The sequence below is a fragment of the Salinicola rhizosphaerae genome (genome assembly GCF_014652715.1).
Classification (GTDB): domain Bacteria; phylum Pseudomonadota; class Gammaproteobacteria; order Pseudomonadales; family Halomonadaceae; genus Salinicola; species Salinicola rhizosphaerae.
The window spans coordinates 4337-25219 of record NZ_BMZI01000010.1 but is presented as its reverse complement, the minus strand read 5'-3'; the positions used below and the strand labels follow the sequence as shown (position 1 = coordinate 25219).

The 20883-nt window shown below is 61.9% G+C and carries 18 protein-coding genes and 1 pseudogene; 9 read left to right on the top strand and 10 right to left on the bottom strand.

The window, feature by feature from the left end:
• The first annotated feature begins 297 nt into the window (after positions 1-297).
• The 3 genes from IE125_RS18625 (at position 298) to IE125_RS18615 (ending at position 2324) form a co-directional block, all read left to right on the top strand.
• Positions 298-765 carry a DUF2243 domain-containing protein gene (locus IE125_RS18625; protein WP_229809208.1) on the top strand — a complete coding sequence of 156 codons (468 nt, stop codon included), beginning with the start codon at positions 298-300 and terminating at the stop codon, positions 763-765.
• Complete coding sequence (locus tag IE125_RS18620) at positions 762-1523, top strand: cytochrome c oxidase assembly protein (RefSeq protein WP_189446189.1); 762 nt, start codon at positions 762-764, stop codon at positions 1521-1523. Before IE125_RS18625 ends, IE125_RS18620 begins: the two co-directional genes overlap by 4 nt.
• A 90-nt stretch (positions 1524-1613) precedes the next feature.
• Positions 1614-2324 carry a Crp/Fnr family transcriptional regulator gene (locus IE125_RS18615; RefSeq protein ID WP_189446188.1) on the top strand — a complete coding sequence of 237 codons (711 nt, stop codon included), beginning with the start codon at positions 1614-1616 and terminating at the stop codon, positions 2322-2324.
• Between the two features lie 116 nt (positions 2325-2440).
• Here IE125_RS18615 and IE125_RS18610 read toward each other — a convergent pair whose 3' ends face one another.
• Positions 2441-4870 carry a phosphoketolase family protein gene (locus IE125_RS18610; protein WP_189446187.1) on the bottom strand — a complete coding sequence of 810 codons (2430 nt, stop codon included), beginning with the start codon at positions 4868-4870 and terminating at the stop codon, positions 2441-2443.
• A gap of 39 nt (positions 4871-4909) precedes the next feature.
• A complete protein-coding gene (locus IE125_RS18605; RefSeq protein WP_189446186.1) occupies positions 4910-6124 on the bottom strand; it encodes an acetate/propionate family kinase in 1215 nt (404 codons plus the stop codon).
• A 320-nt stretch (positions 6125-6444) separates the two neighbouring features.
• Here IE125_RS18605 and ligD point away from each other — a divergent pair, with 320 nt between their 5' ends.
• Genes ligD through ku (IE125_RS18590) form a run of 3 tightly spaced genes read left to right on the top strand, consistent with a single transcriptional unit; the run spans position 6445 to position 11200 of the window.
• Positions 6445-9159: a DNA ligase D gene (gene ligD, locus IE125_RS18600; protein ID WP_189446185.1), complete on the top strand. Its 2715-nt coding sequence runs from the start codon at positions 6445-6447 to the stop codon at positions 9157-9159.
• The gene (ku, locus tag IE125_RS18595) at positions 9160-10047 is read left to right on the top strand and encodes a non-homologous end joining protein Ku (RefSeq protein ID WP_189446184.1); all 888 of its coding nucleotides are present in this window, start codon (positions 9160-9162) and stop codon (positions 10045-10047) included.
• A complete protein-coding gene (ku, locus tag IE125_RS18590) occupies positions 10040-11200 on the top strand; it encodes a non-homologous end joining protein Ku (RefSeq protein WP_229809207.1) in 1161 nt (386 codons plus the stop codon). Before ku (IE125_RS18595) ends, ku (IE125_RS18590) begins: the two co-directional genes overlap by 8 nt.
• A gap of 13 nt (positions 11201-11213) precedes the next feature.
• On the opposite strand, the gene IE125_RS18585 is transcribed toward ku (IE125_RS18590), so the two are convergent.
• The 4 genes from IE125_RS18585 to IE125_RS18570 all read right to left on the bottom strand — a co-directional run bounded on the left by IE125_RS18585 (position 11214) and on the right by IE125_RS18570 (position 16025).
• Complete coding sequence (locus tag IE125_RS18585) at positions 11214-11792, bottom strand: gamma-glutamylcyclotransferase (RefSeq protein ID WP_189446182.1); 579 nt, start codon at positions 11790-11792, stop codon at positions 11214-11216.
• 204 nt (positions 11793-11996) lie between these two features.
• Entirely contained in the window at positions 11997-13766 is a 1770-nt protein-coding gene (locus IE125_RS18580) for a GMC family oxidoreductase (protein ID WP_189446181.1), read from the bottom strand.
• Between the two features lie 74 nt (positions 13767-13840).
• On the bottom strand, positions 13841-15211 hold the full coding sequence (locus tag IE125_RS18575) for a cytochrome c (protein WP_189446180.1): 1371 nt from the start codon (positions 15209-15211) through the stop codon (positions 13841-13843).
• Between the two features lie 82 nt (positions 15212-15293).
• Entirely contained in the window at positions 15294-16025 is a 732-nt protein-coding gene (locus tag IE125_RS18570) for a gluconate 2-dehydrogenase subunit 3 family protein (RefSeq protein WP_189446179.1), read from the bottom strand.
• A 261-nt stretch (positions 16026-16286) separates the two neighbouring features.
• Here IE125_RS18570 and IE125_RS18565 point away from each other — a divergent pair, with 261 nt between their 5' ends.
• Positions 16287-16997, top strand: coding sequence for an SDR family oxidoreductase (locus IE125_RS18565; RefSeq protein WP_189446178.1), 711 nt, complete (start codon positions 16287-16289; stop codon positions 16995-16997).
• A gap of 24 nt (positions 16998-17021) precedes the next feature.
• On the opposite strand, the gene IE125_RS18560 is transcribed toward IE125_RS18565, so the two are convergent.
• The 4 genes from IE125_RS18560 to IE125_RS18545 all read right to left on the bottom strand — a co-directional run bounded on the left by IE125_RS18560 (position 17022) and on the right by IE125_RS18545 (position 19847).
• Positions 17022-17294 (bottom strand): hypothetical protein, encoded by a 273-nt coding sequence (locus IE125_RS18560; protein WP_189446177.1) that lies wholly within the window; start codon positions 17292-17294, stop codon positions 17022-17024.
• A 179-nt stretch (positions 17295-17473) separates the two neighbouring features.
• Positions 17474-18865, bottom strand: coding sequence for a uracil-xanthine permease family protein (locus IE125_RS18555; RefSeq protein WP_189446176.1), 1392 nt, complete (start codon positions 18863-18865; stop codon positions 17474-17476).
• 158 nt (positions 18866-19023) lie between these two features.
• Positions 19024-19488, bottom strand: coding sequence for a YkvA family protein (locus IE125_RS18550; protein ID WP_189446175.1), 465 nt, complete (start codon positions 19486-19488; stop codon positions 19024-19026).
• Between the two features lie 83 nt (positions 19489-19571).
• A complete protein-coding gene (locus tag IE125_RS18545; protein ID WP_189446174.1) occupies positions 19572-19847 on the bottom strand; it encodes a hypothetical protein in 276 nt (91 codons plus the stop codon).
• Positions 19848-19940: 93 nt separating this feature from the next.
• Between IE125_RS18545 and IE125_RS18540 the strand changes: the two are divergent.
• A pseudogene (locus tag IE125_RS18540) lies at positions 19941-20302 on the top strand (transposase); the annotation flags it as partial.
• Positions 20303-20502: 200 nt separating this feature from the next.
• The coding region (locus IE125_RS18535; RefSeq protein ID WP_189446230.1) for an Lrp/AsnC family transcriptional regulator at positions 20503-20883 on the top strand (381 nt) is incomplete at its 3' end.

Sequence of the window (20883 nt, the reverse complement as noted above, 5' to 3'; positions counted from 1 at the left end):
CGGTGAAGGATGGCGGGCATCGATTGCGCAGACATGCCGCCGCCATCGCACTCGCTTTGCCACCGAAACCATGAGAAGTCATCTGGACCTCGATAGGTCATGGCGACTTCATGAAGCCATCGAAAGTTAGTGCACCGCAGCTAACCGACCTTTGATCGACGTTAATGCCGAAGCCAATCAGAACCGTTGAAAGGTTTGTTTTGATCCAGCGCAAACAAAACACGATGGGCATTCGCGTTCCGGGTTCTACGCTTTGAGTGGGTTGGCAAGGAATATAGGCCTGCACGGGAGATGCACATGGAAGGAAACAGAAAGGCGACGGCGCTTACTGCCAGCCTGCTGGGCATTGGCTTCATGGCCGCTATCGATGAAATCGTCTTTCACCAGGTACTTGCCTGGCACCATTTTGTCGAGACGGACAACAGTGCGCTGGCGCTCGCATCGGATGGGCTGCTCCATTCGCTTGAGTTGATCGCGCTTGTTTCTGGTGCTGCGATCATGCTGCGCCTACATGAAGTCGGTCGCCAGGCACGGGGCTATCGCGGCGCCGGGTTTCTGTTGGGTTTGGGGGGATTTCAGCTCTTCGACGGGATTGTCGACCACAAGATTCTTGGACTGCATCAGGTGCGCTATGTCGACAATTTATGGCTTTACGATCTGGGCTGGAATGCAGCGGGTCTAATGCTGCTGATGATCGGTTACGCCCTGCTGCGCCGTGCCCAACGCGGTGAGGCGCTCAGCCAACGAGATACCACGACGCGATGAACGGCTACGTTGTCGTCTTCCTCTCGTTGGCCGTGAGCTATGCCTGGGGCGCGTATCGTTTGTCGCGGCATGGTATCGGCTGGCCCCGGTGGCGAGTCATCTCGTTTTGTTCGGCGGCCGTCGCGGTGGCGATGGTCCTCTCTCCCCCATTGATGGCGTGGGGGCATCACGATTTTCGCGGCCACATGGTCATGCATCTGATCGTCGGTATGATCGCGCCGATCGGTCTGGTGATGGCCGCACCGGTCACGCTGGCGCTGAAAAACATGCCCGCGAAATGGGGGCGGGCCTGGGTCAATCTAGTATCGACAGTGCCGATTCGATTTCTGGCTCATCCCGTGACGGCAGCGATATTGAATGTTGGCGGTATGGCCGCACTCTATCTGACGGACCTCTACGCGATGATGCTGCGTTCACCGATTTTTGCGAGTTTGCTGCACTGGCACTTCGTGATAGCCGGTTGTCTCTTTACCTGGGCCATCGCCGGGCCGGACCCGGCACCAAGACGGCCGTCGCTTGGACTGCGTTTTGGCGTGCTGGTGGCATCGATGGCCGCTCACGCAACCGTGGCCAAATGGATGGTTCGGTTCCACCTTCCGACGGCACTGCCGCCGGGCATGGTGGAGCACGGCGCACAACTGATGTTCTATGCCGGTGAGATACCGGAGGCCTTGCTGGCGTTTGTGTTGATTCGTCAGTGGCTGCGTCGTGCCGATGGGCGTCGTTCCTATGTGTCGTCGCCGGTGGCTTCAGGTTGAGGCGAGCGATATCCATGCCGAATTCCCAACAATCTCGATCGCACGTGGGTAAAACGCCGGTGTGCAGAAGAGGCCAACGGTGTTGTTGCGATGCTTGAGCCCTGTTTTCATCGACTCGATAATTTCACGAGTCTTGCTGCCGAAGAGAAGGAGGCATTTCAATCTGCCTTGAAACGTCATCGGCAGGTTGCTCGGGGCGAGCATCTGCTCTCCGCCGGCAGCGAGCCCAGGGCCATCCATGTCATCCTGCAGGGATGGGCTAGCCGCTACAAACTGCTGGACAACGGTCAGCAGCATATCGTGGCCTACTTGATGCCCGGCGATATTTGCGATGTGCATATCACCCTGCTGAAGCGCATGGACCATTCCGTGCGTGCCGAGACCGCCATGAGGGTCGGAGTCATCGGTCAAGATGCTCTGGATAGGCTGCTCCGAGAGCATCCTCGGCTGGCGCGGGCGCTCTACTGGTCAATGATGGTGGATGAATCCATCGCACGAGAGTGGTTGATCAACCAAGCCGGCCGCTCCGCGGAAGAGCGCATTGCCCATCTTTTTTGTGAGCTTCTGGTGCGCTCACGGGCCTCAGGGCTTGCCGACGACAATGTTTTCCAATTCCCGATGAGCCAGACCAAGATCGGTGAGGCGATGGGTATGACCTCTGTGCACGCCAATCGAGTGATGCAGAGCTTGCGTCGCCGAGGGTTGATCGAGACTGGTCGCAAGTCGATCAGAATTCTGAATTGGCCAGCCATTCAGGCGTTTTCCGGGTTTACCGATGACTATCTGCACTTGACTCCATGAGCGCCCTGACTGAGCCTTCGCCAAGGCCACTACCTGCTGCAGAACCCAGGTATATGGGCGGTCCCGCTGTATGTCCGAGCCGTGTGATCATTGGCAAGGGGCGAGGCCCTGTTGGCTCATGGCTCACCGCCGTCGACGGGTAAGCGAATCAGGCCACCCGTCCACGTCCAGTTCGCAATCGCAGGCATGTCGTCGAAGTGCTCGCGAATATAGCGGTGATGCTTTTCGAGAAGCGCCTGTAGGTCATCGATCAGACGCGTAGCGCCCTCTAACTGGCGTGGGAGATAGCGCAGCGCATCGAGTGCGAGATGAATCCGGCTCATTTGATTGCGTACCGTCATGTCGAACGGCGTCGTGGTCGTCCCTTCTTCTCGATAGCCGCGAACGTGAAAGCGGTTCGTATCGGGGCGCCCATGAATGAGCTGATGAACGACGCCACGAAAGCCGTGAAAGGCAAACACGACCGGTCGGCTGGCGGTAAACAGCTCGACGAATCGAGCCTGATCGATGCCGTGAGGATGATCGACTTGCAGCGTCATCAGATCGACGACGTTGACCACGCGAACGCTCAGCGAGGGCAGGTAGGTCCGCAGAATATCCACTGCTGCCAGGGTCTCCTGCGTGGCGATGTCACCGGCGCAGGCCATGACGATATCCGGCTCGCCGCCTTGGTCGTTGCTCGCCCAGTCCCAGATGTCGAGACCGCGGCGACAGTGGTCGCGCGCCTCTTCGAGTGTGGTGTACTGCAATTGGGGATGCTTGTCGATGACGATGGCGTTGAGATAACCCACGCTGTCGAAGCAGTGATGAGCGACGCACAGTAGGGTGTTGGCATCCGGCGGTAGATAGATACGGACCACCGCGGGCTGCTTGCTCAACAGTGTGTCGATGAATCCCGGGCCCTGATGGCTGAAGCCGTTATGATCGTTGCGCCAGCAGGTCGAAGTGAGCAGATAGTTCATCGAAGGCACCGACGCACGCCAGGCGACATCTCGGGCATGCTCCAGCCATTTGGCATGCTGAATCGCCATGGAGTCGATGATCGAGGTGAATGCCTCATAGCTGGCGAAAAGGCCGTGACGGCCGGTCAGGGCGTAGCCCTCGAGCCAGCCATTGCAGTTGTGCTCGCTCAGCACTTCCAGCATGCGGCCATCCATGGAGAGTTTTTCATCATTCTCATCGAAAGGCCCCATGAAGCAGCGATCGGTGACTTCCAGCACGGCATCGAGCTTGTTGGACTTGATTTCGTCAGGACAGAACAGACGAAAGTCGTGCGGGTTATCGGCGTAGAGATCGCGCATGTACTGGCCCAGTCGCTCGGTCGACGGGTGGAATTCTCGTCCGCGCTGGCTCTCCTCGAAGACCACGGCATAGTCGTGTAGATCGCGATGGATCAGTGGCTTCGTCAGCTCGCCGCCGTTGGCATGCGGATTCGCGCCCATGCGCCGTTCTGCCCTCGGGGCAAGCTGCTGGATACGCTCGCAGGGCACGCCGTCGGTGTCGAACAGCGACTCGGGTGCGTAGCTTTTCATCCACGTTTCCAATTTGGCGAGACGCTCCGGATGCTCGCTCAGACCGCTCATCGGCACCTGATGCGCGCGAAAGGTGCCTTCGACCGGCATGTCGCCAACCGATTTCGGTCCGGTCCAGCCTTTGGGTGTGCGTAGCACGATCATCGGCCAGATCGGCCGCTTCTCGATACCGATTTCTCTCGCCTGGCGCTGGATCGTGGCAATCTCGTCGAGCACATCGGTGAGTGCAGCGGCAAACTCGCGGTGCACAGCCGCCGGGTCGTCACCCTCGACGAATCGCGGCGCGTAACCGTGGCCGCGAAAATAGTGGTTAAGCTCCTCGTCGCTTTTGCGTGCCAGCACCGTGGCACTGCCGATCTTGTAGCCGTTGAGATGGAGAATCGGCAGTACCGCACCATCTCGCGTTGGGTTGAGATAGTTGACGCCTTTCCATGATCCCTCGAGTGGCCCGGTTTCCGCCTCGCCGTCTCCAACCACGGCTGTGGCGATCAGCGTGGGATTGTCGAATACCGCGCCAAAGGCGTGAGTCAGCACGTAGCCGAGTTCGCCACCCTCATGGATCGATCCCGGCGTAGGTACGCTGACATGGCTGGGTACCCCGCCTGGCGTTGAGAACTGACGGAAAAGCTGCTTCATGCCCTTGGCATCGCGCGGCACGTGAGGATAGCGCTCGCTGTAGCTCCCCTCGAGCCAGACGTTGGCCAGCAGTGCCGGGCCGCCGTGGCCGGGCCCCGCCAAGTAGATCATGTCGAGATCGCGACGCTGGATCTGCGCATTGAGATGGGCGTAGATCAAATTCAAACCCGGCACGGTGCCCCAGTGTCCCAGTAGTCGCGGCTTTATCTGTTCGATCGCCAGCGGCGTCTGCAGTAGCGGGTTGTCGGTCAGGTAGATCTGACCGATGGCGAGATAGTTGGCCGCGCGCCACCAGGCGTCGATACGCGCCAGCATCTCTTCGTCCTTTTCAACGGGCAGAACGGGCTCGGTAACGGGCTGTTTGATGGCTTCGCTCATGGAACTCTCCTTTCGAAAGCGCCGGATGGGAAGAAGGTCTCATGCGTCGGGCTGTCGAGATTGCCAGACTGCGTAAGTGTGGCGGGCGATCATGCGCTCCTCGTCGGTCGGGATGACATGAACGGCAACGCGGCTTTCCGGCGTTGAGATGCGTCCCGGATTGGTCGATAGGTTCGCCGTGTCGTCGACGGCAACTGAACAGAGCGGTGACAGTCTTTCCATGATGTCCCGACGAACGGCGGGTGCGTGCTCGCCGATACCCGCGGTGAAAACGATGCCATCCAGTCCGCCGAGGCTGACCGCAAGACGCGCGATCTCCTGTGCGGTGCGATGAACGAAGAACTCGACGGCGAGCCGGGCCCGCGGCGAGTCGCTCGAGAGCAGCGCGTGCATGTCGCTGTCGACGCCGGAGAGACCCAGCAGCCCCGAGTCGTGATAGAGCAGGGACTGCAGTGCATCAAGGTCGTAGCCATGTTCCTGCTGCAGGTATAGCAAAACGCCGGGGTCCAGCGCGCCGACGCGCGTCCCCATCGGCAGGCCGTCCAGTGCGGTGAAACTCATGGTGGTGTCGATGCTTTTGCCGCCATGCATGGCGCAAAGACTCGCGCCGTTGCCCAGATGCGCCGCGACGACGCGACCGCGTGCCAGGTCGGGTGCGATCTGGTGCAGTGTTTCGGCGATATACTCATAGGAGAGCCCGTGAAAGCCGTAGCGTCGGATACCTTGATCGAAAAAGCGATATGGCAAACCGGTCAGCTGCGCGATCTGGGGCATGTCGAGATGAAAAGTGTTGTCGAAGCAGGCGACCTGCAGCGTCTGCGGCGCGAAACGGCTGACGGCATCCATACCTTCGAGATGATGGGGCTGGTGCAGTGGTGCCATCGGCGTCAACGAGGCGATCCGCTCGCGGGTGACGTCATCGATGGCAGTCGGGCCGTCGAACTGATCGCCACCGTGAACAACGCGATGGCCGACTGCCGCGAGTTCGAGCTGTCCGAATTCGTTATCCAGCGCCTCGCGCAGTTTGGCGTAGGCGCTATCGTGATTCGCAATCTCGCGAGGCTCCGGGTGCTCGTCGATGAAAGACTCGCCGCTGGCCAGAGTGCCGACTAGATGCGGCGCGTCGCCGATCTCCTCCATCTGGATGTGAGCGACGAGTTCCGGCGCGTCGCTCGTTGTCATGCGGTAAAGCGACAGCTTGAGGCTCGACGAGCCTGCGTTGAGCGCAAGGAGGGTGACGTCGGAGTGAGCCATCGCGTTTCGTCCTGTGGCTGGAATCGGAGTTGTCCCTGTGACTGGAAAGGTTCGTCGTCAACCCTTTCAGCGTGGGTCACGTCCTCGAACCCTTCAATGCAATGTGACCTCACCGGGCCGATGTCGTCTTCCAGTATTAACCTGGATCATGTTCCCAACGCTTTGTGAGTCGTCTTTGTCTATCCGGCCGCTGTTAGCGTCTACGCTGGAAAATTGGATCGTGCCCCGACAGCGGAACGTTGAGTGCAGTGGAGTGGGTACAACGCCAGGGCGCTGAATCTCATCGGCGGTCAGAAAGACATTCGAGAGGGAGGCGACGAATGGCTGATCTCGAGACCTATCGCAACAAGCGTGACTTCTCTCGTTCACCGGAACCCCGTGGGCGTCGTCGACGCCAGCGAGCGGGAAGCGCCGAGTACGTGATCCACAAGCACGACGCCAGTCGTCTGCACTACGACCTGCGACTGGAAGACGAAGGCGTGTTTCGCAGCTGGGCGCTGCCCAAGGGACCGAGTCTCGAGCCGGGCGAGAAGCACCTCGCGGTGGAAGTGGAAGATCATCCACTCGATTACGGCAAGTTCGAAGGTGTCATTCCCGAAGGTTACGGCGCCGGCACCGTAATGGTATGGGATCGTGGCGAGTGGCGAGTCACCGGCAAGCATGACGATGGCCAGATCGATCTCGAGCTCGAAGGCGAGAAGCTCAAAGGGGCCTGGACGCTCAAACGCATGCGCGGGCGGGGCGGCGGAAAAGAGGATGGCAAGCAGTGGCTGATGATTAAGCGTCACGACGAGAAGGGCGCTCGAGTGCCGGGAAGTCTCGATGACCTCAGCGTCGACAGCGAACGCTCCATGGCGCGGATCGCCGAGGAGGAGGGCGGCTCCGAGTCAGCGGACCGTGACTCGTCATCGAAATCTTCGTCCAGGTCGTCTTCCTCCCAGTCGCCCGCGAATGAATCGAAGGCGTCATCGCAGCGCGCAAGCGACAAGCGCAAGGCGACGGCTGCCACGGAAAACAAGCTACCGGACGTCAGCCAGATGGAGGGCGCGTGCAAGACGAAACTGCCGAAGGAGCCTGCCGCGCAACTGGCGACGCTGGTCGACGAAGCGCCGACAGGCGACAACTGGTTTCACGAGATCAAGTTCGATGGCTATCGCATTCTGACCCGGCTCGAAAAGGGACGAGCGCAGCTGATCACCCGCAACGGTCATGACTGGAGCGAGCGCTTCCCGGAGATCACCCAGGCGATGAACGAGCTCTCGCTGCAAAGCGCTCTCCTCGACGGCGAAGTGGTCGCGCTGCGTCGCGATGGCATCAGCGACTTTCGCAGCCTGCAGCGCTCGCTCAGCGAAGAGAAGACCGGCAAGCTGGTCTATCAGATCTTCGACCTGCTCTATCTCGACGGTGTGGACCTGCGCGATACCCCACTGCACGAGCGCAAGCGCCTGCTGGCGACGCTCTTCGAAGCGCTGAATCTGCCCAAGCGCACGCCGCTGCGCTACACCGACCACGTCGAGGGCCAAGGCAGGGAATTCTTCGAGGAGGCGAGCCGCAAAGGGTTGGAGGGCGTGGTGTCCAAGCGCGCCGATGCGCCTTATCGCGGACGTCGCAATCGCGACTGGGTCAAGACCAAGACCGAGCGCCAAGCGGAGTTCGTGGTCGGCGGCTATACCGATCCCCAGGGCTCGCGAGCCGGCTTCGGCTCGCTGCTGATCGGTGCCTACGATAACGGCAAGCTGCGTTACTGCGGCCGCGTCGGCGCCGGCTTCTCCAATGCTCAGTTGAGGGAGTGGGAGCGCACGCTGTCGCGTTCCCGGCGCAAGACCTCGCCCTTCGTCGAGCGCGATATCCCGGATGCTAAAGTGACACACTGGGTAACGCCGAAACGGGTCATCGACGTCAACTTTTCCGAATGGACCCATGACGGCCGACTGCGCCATCCGCGCTTTCGCGGCATCCGCGAAGATCGCGACCCGAAGGACATCGAACTCGAGCAGCAACGTGGGCCCTCACCCAGCGGGGAGACCTCGATGGCAGACGCTCAGCACCCAGGCCGGCCCGGTGGCGGGGCCAAGGCAGAGGCCAACGGCAAGCATTCCGGTAGCGGTCAGGAAGCTGGCGGGAAGCGCAAGCACGAAAGCGGCAAGGTGGCCGGGGTCAAGTTGACCCATCCGGATCGCGTCCTGTTCAAGGAGGGCGAAATCACCAAGCAGGATCTCGCCGAGTTCTATGCCGCCCAGGCCGACTGGCTGCTGCCCGGATTGATCGAGCGTCCGCTGACGCTGCTGCGCTGCCCCGGCGGCATCGACGCTGACTGCTTCGTCCAGAAGCACCCCAGCGACACCACGCCGGACAATCTGCCGAGCGTACGCATCAAGGAGAAGTCAGGCAGTCACGACTATCTCTACGTGCGCCATATCGGGGACGTCATCGCGCTGGCCCAGCTCGGTTCGATCGAGCTGCACGTCTGGAACAGCCGCATCGACGATCTCGAGCGGCCCGACCAGCTGGTGTTCGATCTCGACCCGGCACCGGACAGCGACTGGCAGGATGTGATCGATGTCGCTCACGCACTGCGCGAGGCGCTGGCCGAGCTCGAGCTGACGGCCTTTCTGCGCACCACCGGCGGCAAGGGGTTGCATCTCGTGGTGCCTCTCAAGCCACTTGCCGACTGGGATACCGCCAAGGCTTTCGCCGAGGCGGTGTGCCAGCGCTGCGCCGACAAGCAGCCCGACAAGTTGACGCTGAACATGTCCAAGCAGGCACGCCGCGGCAAGGTGTTCCTGGACTATCTGCGCAACGGACGCGGCGCCACCGCCGTCGCCTCCTATTCGGTGCGTGCCAAGCCCGTTGCCCCGGTGGCGACGCCGGTACGCTGGGGGGATCTCGGCAGTTCGCTGCGCCCGGACGGCTACACGATCGACAATCTGCCGCGGCGTCTCGCCTCGCTCAAGCGCGATCCGTGGGACGGCTTCGAAGACGCTCGGCAGGCATTGACCAAGAAGCGCTGCCGCGACGCCGGCATGGAGGTGTGAATGGCATCAGGTCCATCGAAGACAGCCCGCGCCGTATGGAAAGGCGTCGTCCAGCTGGGAAACGACACCGTGCCGGTCAAGCTCTACTCGGCGGCTTCGGACAAGAACGTCCATTTCCGCCTGCTCGATCCGCGTCACCATCGGCCGGTCCACCAGGCGATGATCAACCCCGAGACCGGCGCAAGTGTCTCCCGCGATGAGCGCCATATGGCCTACATCACGCCGGATCACGACCGGGTGATGTTCGACGACGAAGAGCTCGAGTCGCTGCGACCGGAGCCGTCTCGTGACATCGAGGTGATGCACTTCCTGCCTCTGGGGACGATCGATCACCGCTGGTATCGACGCCCTTACTTTCTGGGCCCGGACGGCGACGATGACGCCTTCGCCGCGTTGTCGGCGGCACTCGCGGAGAGCGGCAAGGAGGGGCTCGTGCATTGGGTGATGCGCCACAAGCTCTATGTCGGTGCGCTGCGCGACCACGATGGCCTGCCGTTGCTGCTCACGCTGCGCTATCTCGACGAAGTCGTGGATGTCGAGGCACTGGAAGCGCCGGGCGGCGGCAAGCTCGATGCCAAGGAGGTGCAGATGGCAACGCAGCTGATCGAGATGTATGCCGCCGATTTCGAGCCCGACGTGTATCAGGACGAGTATCGCGAGCGGCTCGAGGCGCTGGTCGAGAGCAAGCGTCAGGGCAAGCGGGTCAAGGTCAAGCGTCGTCGCCGCACCGAGCCCAGCGACGATCTCTCCTCGTCGCTGGCCGCGAGTCTCGCCCAGGAGCGCAAGAATGGTTCCAAGCCGCGCCAAAGGAACAGGGGGGCCAGGAAGGGCGAGAACGCCAGGAAGAATGAGAACGCTAGAAAGAGCAAGGAGCGCAAACGTGCCTGATCGCCAGAACCGGCACGACAAGCCGGCGTTCAAGGGACCGCGACCGTTCTGGTCGGGCACCATCGCCTTCGGGCTGGTCAATCTGCCGGTGGGGCTCTATGCGGCGCATCACGCACGCCAGATCGCCCTGCGCCAGGTCGACGAGGACGGCACGCCGCTGGCGCGACGCTTTTTCGCCGAGAGCGGCCGCAAGCCGCTGAAGAACACCCAGCTCGAGCGTGGGGTCGAGATCGCCGAAGATCGTTATGCCGTGGTCGAAGAGGAGGAGATCGAGGATGCCGCCCTTGCGCATCGGCGCGAAATCGAGCTCAGTCGGTTCGTTGCACTGGACGAGCTCGACCCGCTCTATTTTCGCCGCGCCTATTTCCTGGTCCCCGACAAGGGCGCGCTCAAGCCCTATCGGCTGCTGGCCCAGGCGATGGAGAAGACGAAACGCGCAGGTGTGGCCACGCTGGTCATGCGCGGGCGCGAAGTGCTGGTGGCGATCATTGCCGAAGGCGGAATTCTGCGCGCCGAAGCGCTGCGCTTTGTCGACGAGCTGCGCACGCCCGCAGATATCGGTCTCTCCGAGCCCGGCGAGCCGGACGCCAAGAGCGAAAAACGCCTGGCGCAAGCCATCGATCGGCTCAGCGCCAGGACGCTCGATCCCGACGAGCTGATCGATCCGCACATGCAGGCGCTGGCCAAGCGCATCCGCCGCAAGCAGCGGCGCCACGAGGACATCATTCCCGCTGAAGGCGATGACGTCGAAGCGGCGGACGACGACGAGGAAGCGAGCGCCGAGGTCATCGACCTGATGCAGGTTCTGAAGCGCAGCCTCAAGCGCGGTCGCGTCGAAGACACTGCTCGTCTGACTCGCTCGCAGGAAGCAGGAGGCAAGAAGTCCGACGAGCCATCGAGAAAGCGTGGCGCGGCGTCATCGAAGAGTGCGAAAGCGTCGACGCACGACGCGAAGCGCGCGAAGAAAGGGGCCTCGACCGGGTCTTCGCAGCGCAAGACGACGGCAAATGGCTCGTCGAGTCAGAAAAGGTCGGCGGATAGCCGGGCGGGCTCCCGCCAGGCGCTCTACGAGCGTGCGCAAGAACTCGACATTCCCGGTCGCAGCCGCATGAGCAAGAGTGAACTGGCGGAGGCGATCGGGCAGCGCGAGTGACGATCCGGCTCGGTCAGGCGATCTCGAGCACCGCGCGCTCAAGTTCGAACACATGGGCATCATCGAACCCCAGCTCGCGCAGCGCGGCCGCCAGATTGAGTAGGTAGTCCCGATTGGGACCGCTGGGTCCGTGGGACGCCGCGATCTGGCGAGCGATCTCGACCTCGGCAGCCGGCCCGAGATAGGCGGCGTTGTCCTCGCCGGCCAGGTAGACCACGCCTTCGGCTTGGGCTGGCGCGTCGGTGGCGGCGTCCTCGAACGCCATCGGCGTGATCACGCGCAGATAACCATTCTTCTCGCGGATATCGAGCGGACCAAAGACGCTGGGCGGAATGCGGTAGGCCATGCCGTGGCAAATCGCCCCGTCCTCAGGCACCAGCGTCACCACGCGCCCCGGGGCATCCGGCGTGCCGCGATGATCGTGAGAGCCTTGCCAGAAGCGACGTGTCCAGCCACGAATCGAGGCCGGGCGGCGCTCGAGATAGTCGAAATCGGCCTTCCAGATCAGCGAGCCGTAGCCGAATAGCCAGACGGAGTCGTGATCGTCGAAGTGGGTCATCAGGCGATTGGCGGCGGTGGTATCGAGAGACATGGCTGTCCGGTTGGCTGGAGAATTCACGCCTCGTCAATATGCGACCGGTAGATCGGATTCTCAAGCGCGGTAGGGGGCACGCTGCGGAAACCGACGGAGGAGATATGGCTGGCCCAATAGGTCAATAGAAGAGAAGGGAGGAGCAGGGGAACATGACGAAAAAGACGCCGCGAGGGCGTCTTTTTCAGTGGACATGAGAACGCGTCAAGAACGCGACATCAGCGGCCCCGGGTTTTTCAGATAGTCTTCCCTGATCTTCTTGGCCGACCAGTAGGTCAGCGCGCCGATCAGATCGGTCGGGTTGGCCTGGAAGTTCTGCGGGAAGGCATTGCCGCCCGGCACGAAGACATTGTGCACGTCCCAGCTCTGCAGATAGCGGTTGAGCGCCGAGTTGCTCGGATCGGTGCCCATGACCGCGCCGCCGACGTTGTGGGTCGAGACGTAGCTGGTCACCTTGAAGTGAGAGCCCTCGAGCTGGAAACCTTCGTCCCGGTAGTCCGGCTTGAGGATGTCGGCGATCTCGCTCAAGCGGTCACGCATGAAGCGGGACAGGCGATGCTCGTTCTCTTTCCAGTCGAAGGTCATGCGCAGTAGCGGCATGCCGTACGGGTCCTTCCACGTCGGGTCGAGATCGAGCATGTTGCTGCGATAAGACATGACGCTGCCGGTCATCGAGAGTTTCATGTGGTGACCGTAATACTTCTGCAACGCGTCCTTGTAGCCTTGCCCCCACTTCGGCGCATTCTTCGGCAGCGGTGTCTTGATCGGCGTGCCGCTGGCCTGAGACGAGTGCATCTTGGCGCCGCCAATGAAGCCATACTGGGCGCTGTCGAAGTTGCCGGGCGAGAAGTCGTTGAACATCTTGCCGGTCGCGCCCGCGGTAGCGAACGGGTTGAACTCGATGTCGTCGAAGTAGAGGTTGATACCGCCGCCGATCTGGTAGGCGTAGTTGCGCCCCACGGTGCCGGTGCGAGCTATCGGATCGTACATCTGGCCGATGCCGGAGTTGAGCATCAGTCGCACGTTGTTGAGCGAATAGGAGGCCAGGATGACCATGTCCGCCGGCTGGAAGATCTCTTCGCCGTTATCGTCGATGTAAGTGACGCCGGTCGCGGTCTTGCCGTCGGGCGCCAGCTCGACGCGAGTGACGTTGGCGTTGGTGCGATAGGCGAAGTTGCTGCGCTGCTTGAGCGCGTTGAGGATGCAGGTCTGCGGGGAGGCCTTGGAGTAGTTCAGACAACCGTATCGGGAGCAGAAGCCGCAGTAGTTGCATGGCCCGAGCTGCATGCCGTACGGGTTGGTCCACGCGCGCGAGACGTTCGCCGAGGGGTTGGGGAACGGATGGTAGCCGAGCTGTTTGGCCGCCTTCTCGAACATCTCGGTGTTCTGGGTGTCCTGCAACGCTGGCAGTGGGTAGGGCTCGCTGCGCGGGCCTTCGAACGGGTCGCCCCCTTCCTTGATGCTGCCATTGAGGTTGCCGGTGGTGCCCGACTGGCCGCACACCTTCTCGAAGAACGTGAAGTGCGGCTCCAGTTCGTCCCAGGTGACGCCGAAATCCTGAATCTGCATGTCTTCCTGCAATACGCCGGGCTCGAAGGCCTGATCGGCAAAGGTCTTGAGCTGCAGGTCGGTCGGTGTCGGGCGGATCAGCACGCCGGTCCAGTGGGCGCCGGCACCGCCGACCCCATCGCCAGGCAAGAAGGCGCCCAGCTTGCGCTGCGGCAGGGCGCGCTCGTCGAGGTTGCGGCGAATGGTGACCGCCGACTGCTTCGGCTTCTGCATCATGGTGTGACGGATGCCGTACTCGAGTTCGTCCGCCGGTTTTGGGTAGGCGAAGTCTTCGTTGGTACGGTCCGCGCCGCGCTCGAGCGCGAGCACGTTGAGGCCGGCGTCAGTCAGCTCCATCCCCATGATGGAGCCGGTCCAGCCGAGGCCGACGATGACGGCGTCGACGCGCGGTTGTTGCTTAGCCATGGTTTAACTCCTCGATCCATGCGGCATGCGCGATGGCATGCCCGCCGGTCGCCACACGGGCGGCCGGTTCATCATTATTGGGCGCCATTGGCGGCGTGGGACTCACCGTCGTCGTGATTGAGTTCACCGTTGGGATCGACGGCCTTGTCGAGCGGGGCGTCGTCGATCGAGGCGCGCACCTTGGCGACCTGATCGGCGGTGACCGCGCCGCCGTCGTTGCCCCAGGCACCGCGCACGAAGGTCGCAAGCGTGGCCACCTCGTCGTCGGAGAGGCGCCAGCCGAAGCCCGGCATCGGGAGCTGCGCCGGGATGGTCGGCGTCGCCGGCGGCTTGGCTCCGGCCAGAATGGTGTGGATCAGCCCGGTCGGGTCATCGGCGTTGGCCAGCGAGTTGCCATTGATCGGCGGGAACACGCGCTCGGCGCCGTTGCCGTCATCCAGGTGGCAGGCTGCGCAGTTGTCGATATAGAGCCGCTCGCCGTCGCTCAGGTTTTTCGCGGCCTGGAGGTGGGCTGCGGTTTCATCGGTCGCCTGCTGACGCTGATCGGCAGTGGTGGCGCCATCGCCGGCCGGATTGGCAGAGAGCGACTTGAGATACTGTGCGATGCCCATCAGATCCTTGTCGGTGAGATGCGTGGTGCTGTTGGCGACAACCGACGTCATCTCGCCACCCACGGTCGCGTGTGCGTTACGCCCGGTCTTCAGGTAGTCGACGATCGCCTGGCTGTCCCAGCCTTCGATACCGCGCCCGTCACCATCGTCACCGCCACGCAGAGAAGGGGCCCACCAGCCGTTGAGATTGGCACCGGCCAGGTAGTCTTCGCTGTCGCCGTCGAGCGCTTTCTCCTGCTCGGCGAAACCTCGCGGCGTGTGGCAGCTGCCGCAGTGGCCGAGCCCTTCGACCAGGTAGCGGCCACGGTCGGTGAGCTGGTCGTAGCTGGCGTTGGGCTGGAAGGTGTCGGCATCGGCGAACAGCCAGTTCCAGGCGGAGATGCCCCAACGCTGGTTGAAGGGGAAGCCGAGGTCGGTTTCCGGCGGTTGTTCGGCGACCGGCTTGACGCTCTGCATGAAATAGACGTAGAGCGCATGCACGTCGTCATCGGTCAGCTTGGCGTAGGAAGGGTAGGGCATGGCCGGGTAGAGGTTGGCGCCGTCGGCCCGTTCGCCCTGGCGCAACGCGGCGGCGAACTCTGCCTCTGAGTAGTTGCCGATACCCGCTTTCTTGTCCGGCGTGATGTTGGTCGAATAGATGGTACCGAACGGGCTTTCGATCGGCAGGCCGCCGGCGAAGGGTTTGCCGCCGGGTGCGGTGTGGCAGGCGACACAGTCGCCGGCACGAGCCAGATAGGCGCCACGCTGTACGGTATCGTCGTCGGCGCCGAAAGCCTGGTTGGCCAGCACGATGGCGCTGCCGGCAAGGAGCGGGATCAGATGTCTTGCGGTCACGGGTAGTTTCCTTGTTCTCTCGGATGCCGAGGCATCGCAAGGCCAGCGCGGATGCTCGCGGCCTCGTGAGCGGCGCTTCGATTCAGCCACGTTCGCCGGTCAGGCTGACGGGCCCCAGCGGATATTCGACGTTGTGCTGATCGACCCAGTCTCGGAAGTTCGCCCGTGCGCCGGGAAAGCCCACCATTTTCCAGGCGGCCATGTGCTTGTTGCCGCCGTGGATGGGGTCGGCGAGATAGCCTTCCTTCGTGTTCTCCAGCAGGCTCGAGAAGAATTCGGACGCTTCCAGCTTCTGGCTTTCACCCAGACTGGCGAAGTCGATGTCGTTGGCTTCGAGTGCCTTCAGCACGCTGTCCTGGGTATCGGCATCCAGTTGATCGAAGCGCTTGCCGTGCTGTTGCTGACAGTATTGCTGCGTCATCGCGATGCCTTTTTGATACACATCGCGTGGCGTGTACGGATACTGAAAGCCGAGATCGGGAGAGCCGTCGAGCACGTAGGGGCCTTCCATGTACCAGCGCTCGGCATGGCCGTAGGGAGAGTCCATCTGGCGGTCGATGAAGACCGGCACGTTGGTATCGAGTGCGCCTGGACCCTTGCCGGCGGATTCACCGGGAATCAGTCGGTCGCAGGCGGCGAGCAGAAACGCCCACTCCTCGTCGCTGAAAAAGGCGGGTTGGTAGTCGCCGAGGTTGGGCGGCGGCTCGGCGGCCTTTGCCGTCAGGCTGACCCCGCCGGCCAGGCCGACGGTCGGTATGAGGGTGAAGGTGTTGCGCAGGAATGCACGCCGGGAGGCATTGTCGGGCTGCGACATGAAAGCGGATCCTTCTGGTCGACGGTCGTTGTTGTGATAGCCGGCGCCATGATGAGCGGCGATAGAAATATCGTTACATAGCTTTGATATCGATCGCCGGCCACGGCGTTAGGGCGCCGTGAGGCGATGCGAACGATTCTTGTTTTAATGCGTGCTAATTGGTAACAGGCTATCTAATGCACTACTTTAGTCGAATCGGGCGTGAACTGCTACATAGTGTCACACCTCGGTGACGAACAGCTTTCGACAAGGAGATAGAAAATGTCCCTCAAGGATCAGCGGGTTCTCGTGGTTGGCGGTAGCTCCGGTATCGGTCTGGGCGTGGCCCAGGCAGCGCTCGATGCCGGTGCCGAGGTGACGATCGCCTCGCGCTCGCAGGAGAAGGTTGACCGTGCCGTGAAGACACTCAAGGGCAAAGCCGCGGGCGGCGTGCTGGACACTCACAACAGCGCCGATATCGAGGCGTTCTTCGAGACGCACGGTACCTTTGACCATGTCATGATCTCGGCCGCGCAGACGAAAGTGGCCGCCGTCCGCGAACTGCCGTTGGAAGATGCGTACGCGTCTTTCGACTCCAAATTCTGGGGCGCCTATCGGTTGGCTCGCGCCGCGCGCATTCGCGAGGGCGGTTCGCTCACCTTCACGAGCGGCTTTCTCTCGGTGCGGCCCAAGGCGGGCGCTGCAATCCAGGGAGCGATCAACGCCGCGCTGGAAGGGCTCGCCAGAGGGTTGGCGCTGGAACTGGCGCCAGTCAGGGTCAATGCGGTCTCCCCCGGCCTGGTCAAGACGCCGATGCTGGACCAAAGCCAGGGTGACAGCCGCCAGGCGATGTTCGAAGGGGCCGCGGAGAAACTGCCGGTCGGCATGGTTGGTACGCCTGAACATATCGCGATTCAGGTGCTGGCCTTCATGAGCAATCCGTACATGACCGGCAGTACCGTCTTCGTCGAGGGCGGCGGCGCGATCGCCTGAGCTATCCGGCCTCGGCCGGGCGTGCTACCACTGGCGCTGCGGGTCGCTCAGCCACTGGCTGACCGGCCCGATGCCGTCGGCGCACCAGGGTTCGCTCAGCCGCGTGATGAAAAAGTCGGTCTTTTTGCCGAAGGCGCGGCCCAGGCGCGCGCGCAGAAACGCGATCGGATTGGTGGACTCGATCAGCCAGGCCGTGCGGAATAGCCGAATCGTGTCATAGCGGTCGAGCATCATCTCCAGACGGTGTCGATCCATGCGTCCCAGCGGACGGTCGAAGGTCAGGCAGTAAATGCCCATCGGGTGCGCTCCCTGTTGCGGTTATCTATCGATCCGATACAGCGTAGGGCTTTTGCTGCAGGCCTGTCGTTATCGTCGGGTAACCGGGTGTCCCGTTTCGTGTGGATAACACGACCCAGCGGCAGGCGAGTGCCTGATCGCTGGGCGGTGATGCGGCTCGCGCTCGCGACGTTCCTCCTTCAGCTCTCGACCGCTTCTGTCGGATCCTTCGGCAGAATCAGGTTCAGCACGATGGAGGCCAGCGCGCCCGGAATCAGCCCGGATTCGAGCAGTACGCCGATCTGCTGGGGCGCATTCTCGTAGAGTCCGCTCTGTGCCGGCAGGCCAATGGCCATGGCCAGCGAGACGCCGACGATCAGCATGTTGCGCTTGTTGAAGGCGGCTCGAGAGAGCATTTTGACGCCGGCGCTCGCGATCATGCCGAACATGATGATCACCGCGCCACCCAGAACGGCGGCGGGGATGGCCGAGACCACGGCACCCAGTTTCGGCACCAGCCCGGCCAGTACCAGAAAGGCACCGCCGATCGCGACGACGAAGCGGCTGGCAACGCCGGTCAGCGCGACGAGGCCAACGTTCTGGCTGAAGCTGATCTGCGGAAAGGCCCCGAACAACGCGGCGAAGCTACTGGAGAGGCCGTCCGCCATGACGCCGCCCGAAAGCTCGCGGTCGGTGGCTTCGCGTTCGGCACCGCCAATCGCCGTACCCGAGATGTCGCCGATCGACTCGGCGCAGGTCACCAACGCCATCAGCGCGATGGCCAGGATCGCCGCAGGATCGAAGGCGAGGCCGACCTCGAACGGGATCGGCAGCTGGAACCAGCTGGCCTCGCTCACCTTCGAGAAGTCGAGCAGTCCCAGCGGCGCCGCCACGGCACAGCCGACGAGGATACCGATCAGTACCGCGGCCTCGGAGAGAAAACCGCGACAAAACTGGTGAAACGCCACGGTGACGAAAAAGACCAGCGCGGCGAGCAGCAGATGGTGCGGGGCGCCGAAGTCGGCAGCGCCGACGCCGCCACCGACATAGGCGAAACCGACCGGTAGCAGCAGAATACCGATGAGTAGCACGAAGGTGCCGGAGACGACGGGCGGGAAGAACACGCTCAGGCGTTTGTAGAAGAGGCCGACGACGGCCATCGCCAGGCCGCCGATCAGCGCGCCGCCGAAGACCGCGGGCAAGCCCTGGCTCGCCGCGATCGGAATCATCACCGGCACGAAGCCGAAGCTGGTGCCCATCACGATGGGCAGTCTTGCCCCCAGTGGACCGATGCCGAGCGTCTGCACCAGTGTCGCCACGCCGGCGACGAACATCGCCATCTGTACCAGAAAGACGGTATCAGCCCCTGAGAGCCCGGCGGCGCCAGCGATGATCAACGGTACAGCCGCATTGCTGACGAACATTGCCAGCACGTGTTGTATACCAAGTGGAATGGCTTTCCGCAGCGGGGGGAGGTAGTTGACGTCTCGCAGCCGACGCTCATCGTCAAAAGATCTATTATCTTTAGTTGATGATTTTTCTAATTTTTTCCGGCCCTTTTCGAGAGGGCGGTCGGTGATGTCCTGAGACATGGAGCGACTCCAGGCAGCGTTGTTATTGTCTCGAGAAGCGGCAGCTACTCGCGCATCAGTCCATCCTAGATAATTTTTGTGTACAAAAAAATAGCGAGGATGCGTTCGACCTTCTGCTGAGTCAGGCAGGAGAAGCGTCCGCAGTCGGCGATGTGCGCCTATTCATTGACCGGCCACCAGCGGGCCAGCACTTCATCGGTACGGCGTTTGACGTCCTCGTCGATGTAGATCGATACCGCGACCAGCGCGGCAGCCAATACGCTGGCATCGTCGGTGTAGCCGATGCCGGCTATGAAGTCCGGCACGGCATCCAGTGGCGAGATGAAGTAGCCGAGCGCGCCGATGATGGTCGACTTGGCCCAGACGGGGACATCCGGACGCTTGAGAACGAAGTAGAGCTGAAGCGCCTTGCGGGCGACCTCACGTCCGGCTTTGGTGCCAAAGCGGATCAGCTTGCGCCAGAAGCGCTCATCGCTGTAGGTGGCTTGATGGGCTTCAGTGCCGAAAGCCTTCTGGGCGGATTCGGAAACTGACTCATCGCGGAGCGCGATCGTTTCCTGGTGATCGATGGCTTTGTCGTCGCCATCGGGGACGATCGGAGGGGATTTACGGGAAAAGCGCATCGGGCGGCTCCATCCGGGCGGGCGATCGCTTCAGTCTATCCGAGAGCGGCCCCCCGCGCAGGGTCTGGAGGATGCGTTAGCGCCTAGGCCTTTTCACCGCCTGCAAACTCGATTTCCAGGGTCAGAGAGCTGTTCAGCGGCAGGTTGACCACGCTGAGCGCGTGTTCGGTCATCTTGCGAATCAACGCTTCATGGTCGGCCCCGCCTTGGCGCTTGATCTCTTTTACCTGATTCTCGGACAGATTCTCGCTACCGAGGTAGTTTTTGGCGGTCTTGCGCAGGGCATCGCCGGTTTCACCGCTGACCAGCTGATGAAAGTCCTCTCCACTCATGCCGTCGTTATGGATCACGATTTCCATATCGTTCACTCCCTGTGATTGCGTGATGTAGTGGTTCACTGAAACCGGACACCCATTTAGGTGGTATCGCCGCCACCAAAGCAGAGGTGATCCATGGCCAGACAACGTAGTTCATTCTCCACCGAGTTCAAGCGTGAAGCCGCCGGGCTCGTACCTGAGCAGGGCTACTCCGTGGCTCAAGCCGCTCGCGCCGTCGATGTCGGCGAGACGCCCTGGAGGCGCTGGATCGATCAGCCCCGTGCGGAGCGCGGTGGTGTTACGCCTAAATCAAAAGCATTGACGCCCGAGCAGCAGCGAATCCAGGAGCTCGAGAGTCGGATCAATCGGCTGGAACGGGAGAAAGCGATACTAAAAAAGGCTACCGCTCTCTTGATGTCGGACGATCTCGATCGTACGCGCTGATAGACCAGTTGAGTGAGCAGGAGCCCGTGGACATGGTCTGTAGCGCCTTCGATCAGGTGGTTGTAGTGGGGGGGCAGGCAACCTCGCCGATATTTTGGTTCCGTGTTGTATTTTGGGGTTTTGCTCAGAGACTCAGGCAGTGCACGGTTTCACTCTCAGAAAATCAGCTATTTGGTATGCTACCCATGCTGCGTTAGTACGCTGTGACCAATTTGAGGTTAGCGAATCATCGGCTCGAATGGAAAAATGACTGATGGGCAAGGAGTTGCAGAACGAAGCTGAGGAAAGCCCCAAGCCTACAGTGGGCAGCTTCGCATACAGCGTAGATCATAAAGATTTAGCTTTGGTTAATCTGCTGCGTGAGGATGCTCGACGCTCTTACGCTGAGCTAGGGGGGACAATTGGGCTGTCCGCTGACGCTGTTCGTACGCGGTTGAATCGGTTGATTAGTGCAGGGTACGTCAGGCTGGTTACTCTGGTAGATCCAGCCCTTGTGGGGAAGACAACCCGTGTGTCGATGGGGGTTGTCACCTCTGGATCGCCCGAGCAGTTCGCAGCGTGGGCACAAGAACAACCTGATGTGATTCACCTAGTCAGAACGCTGGGACGTTTCACTTTTTTTGGTGAATTTGTG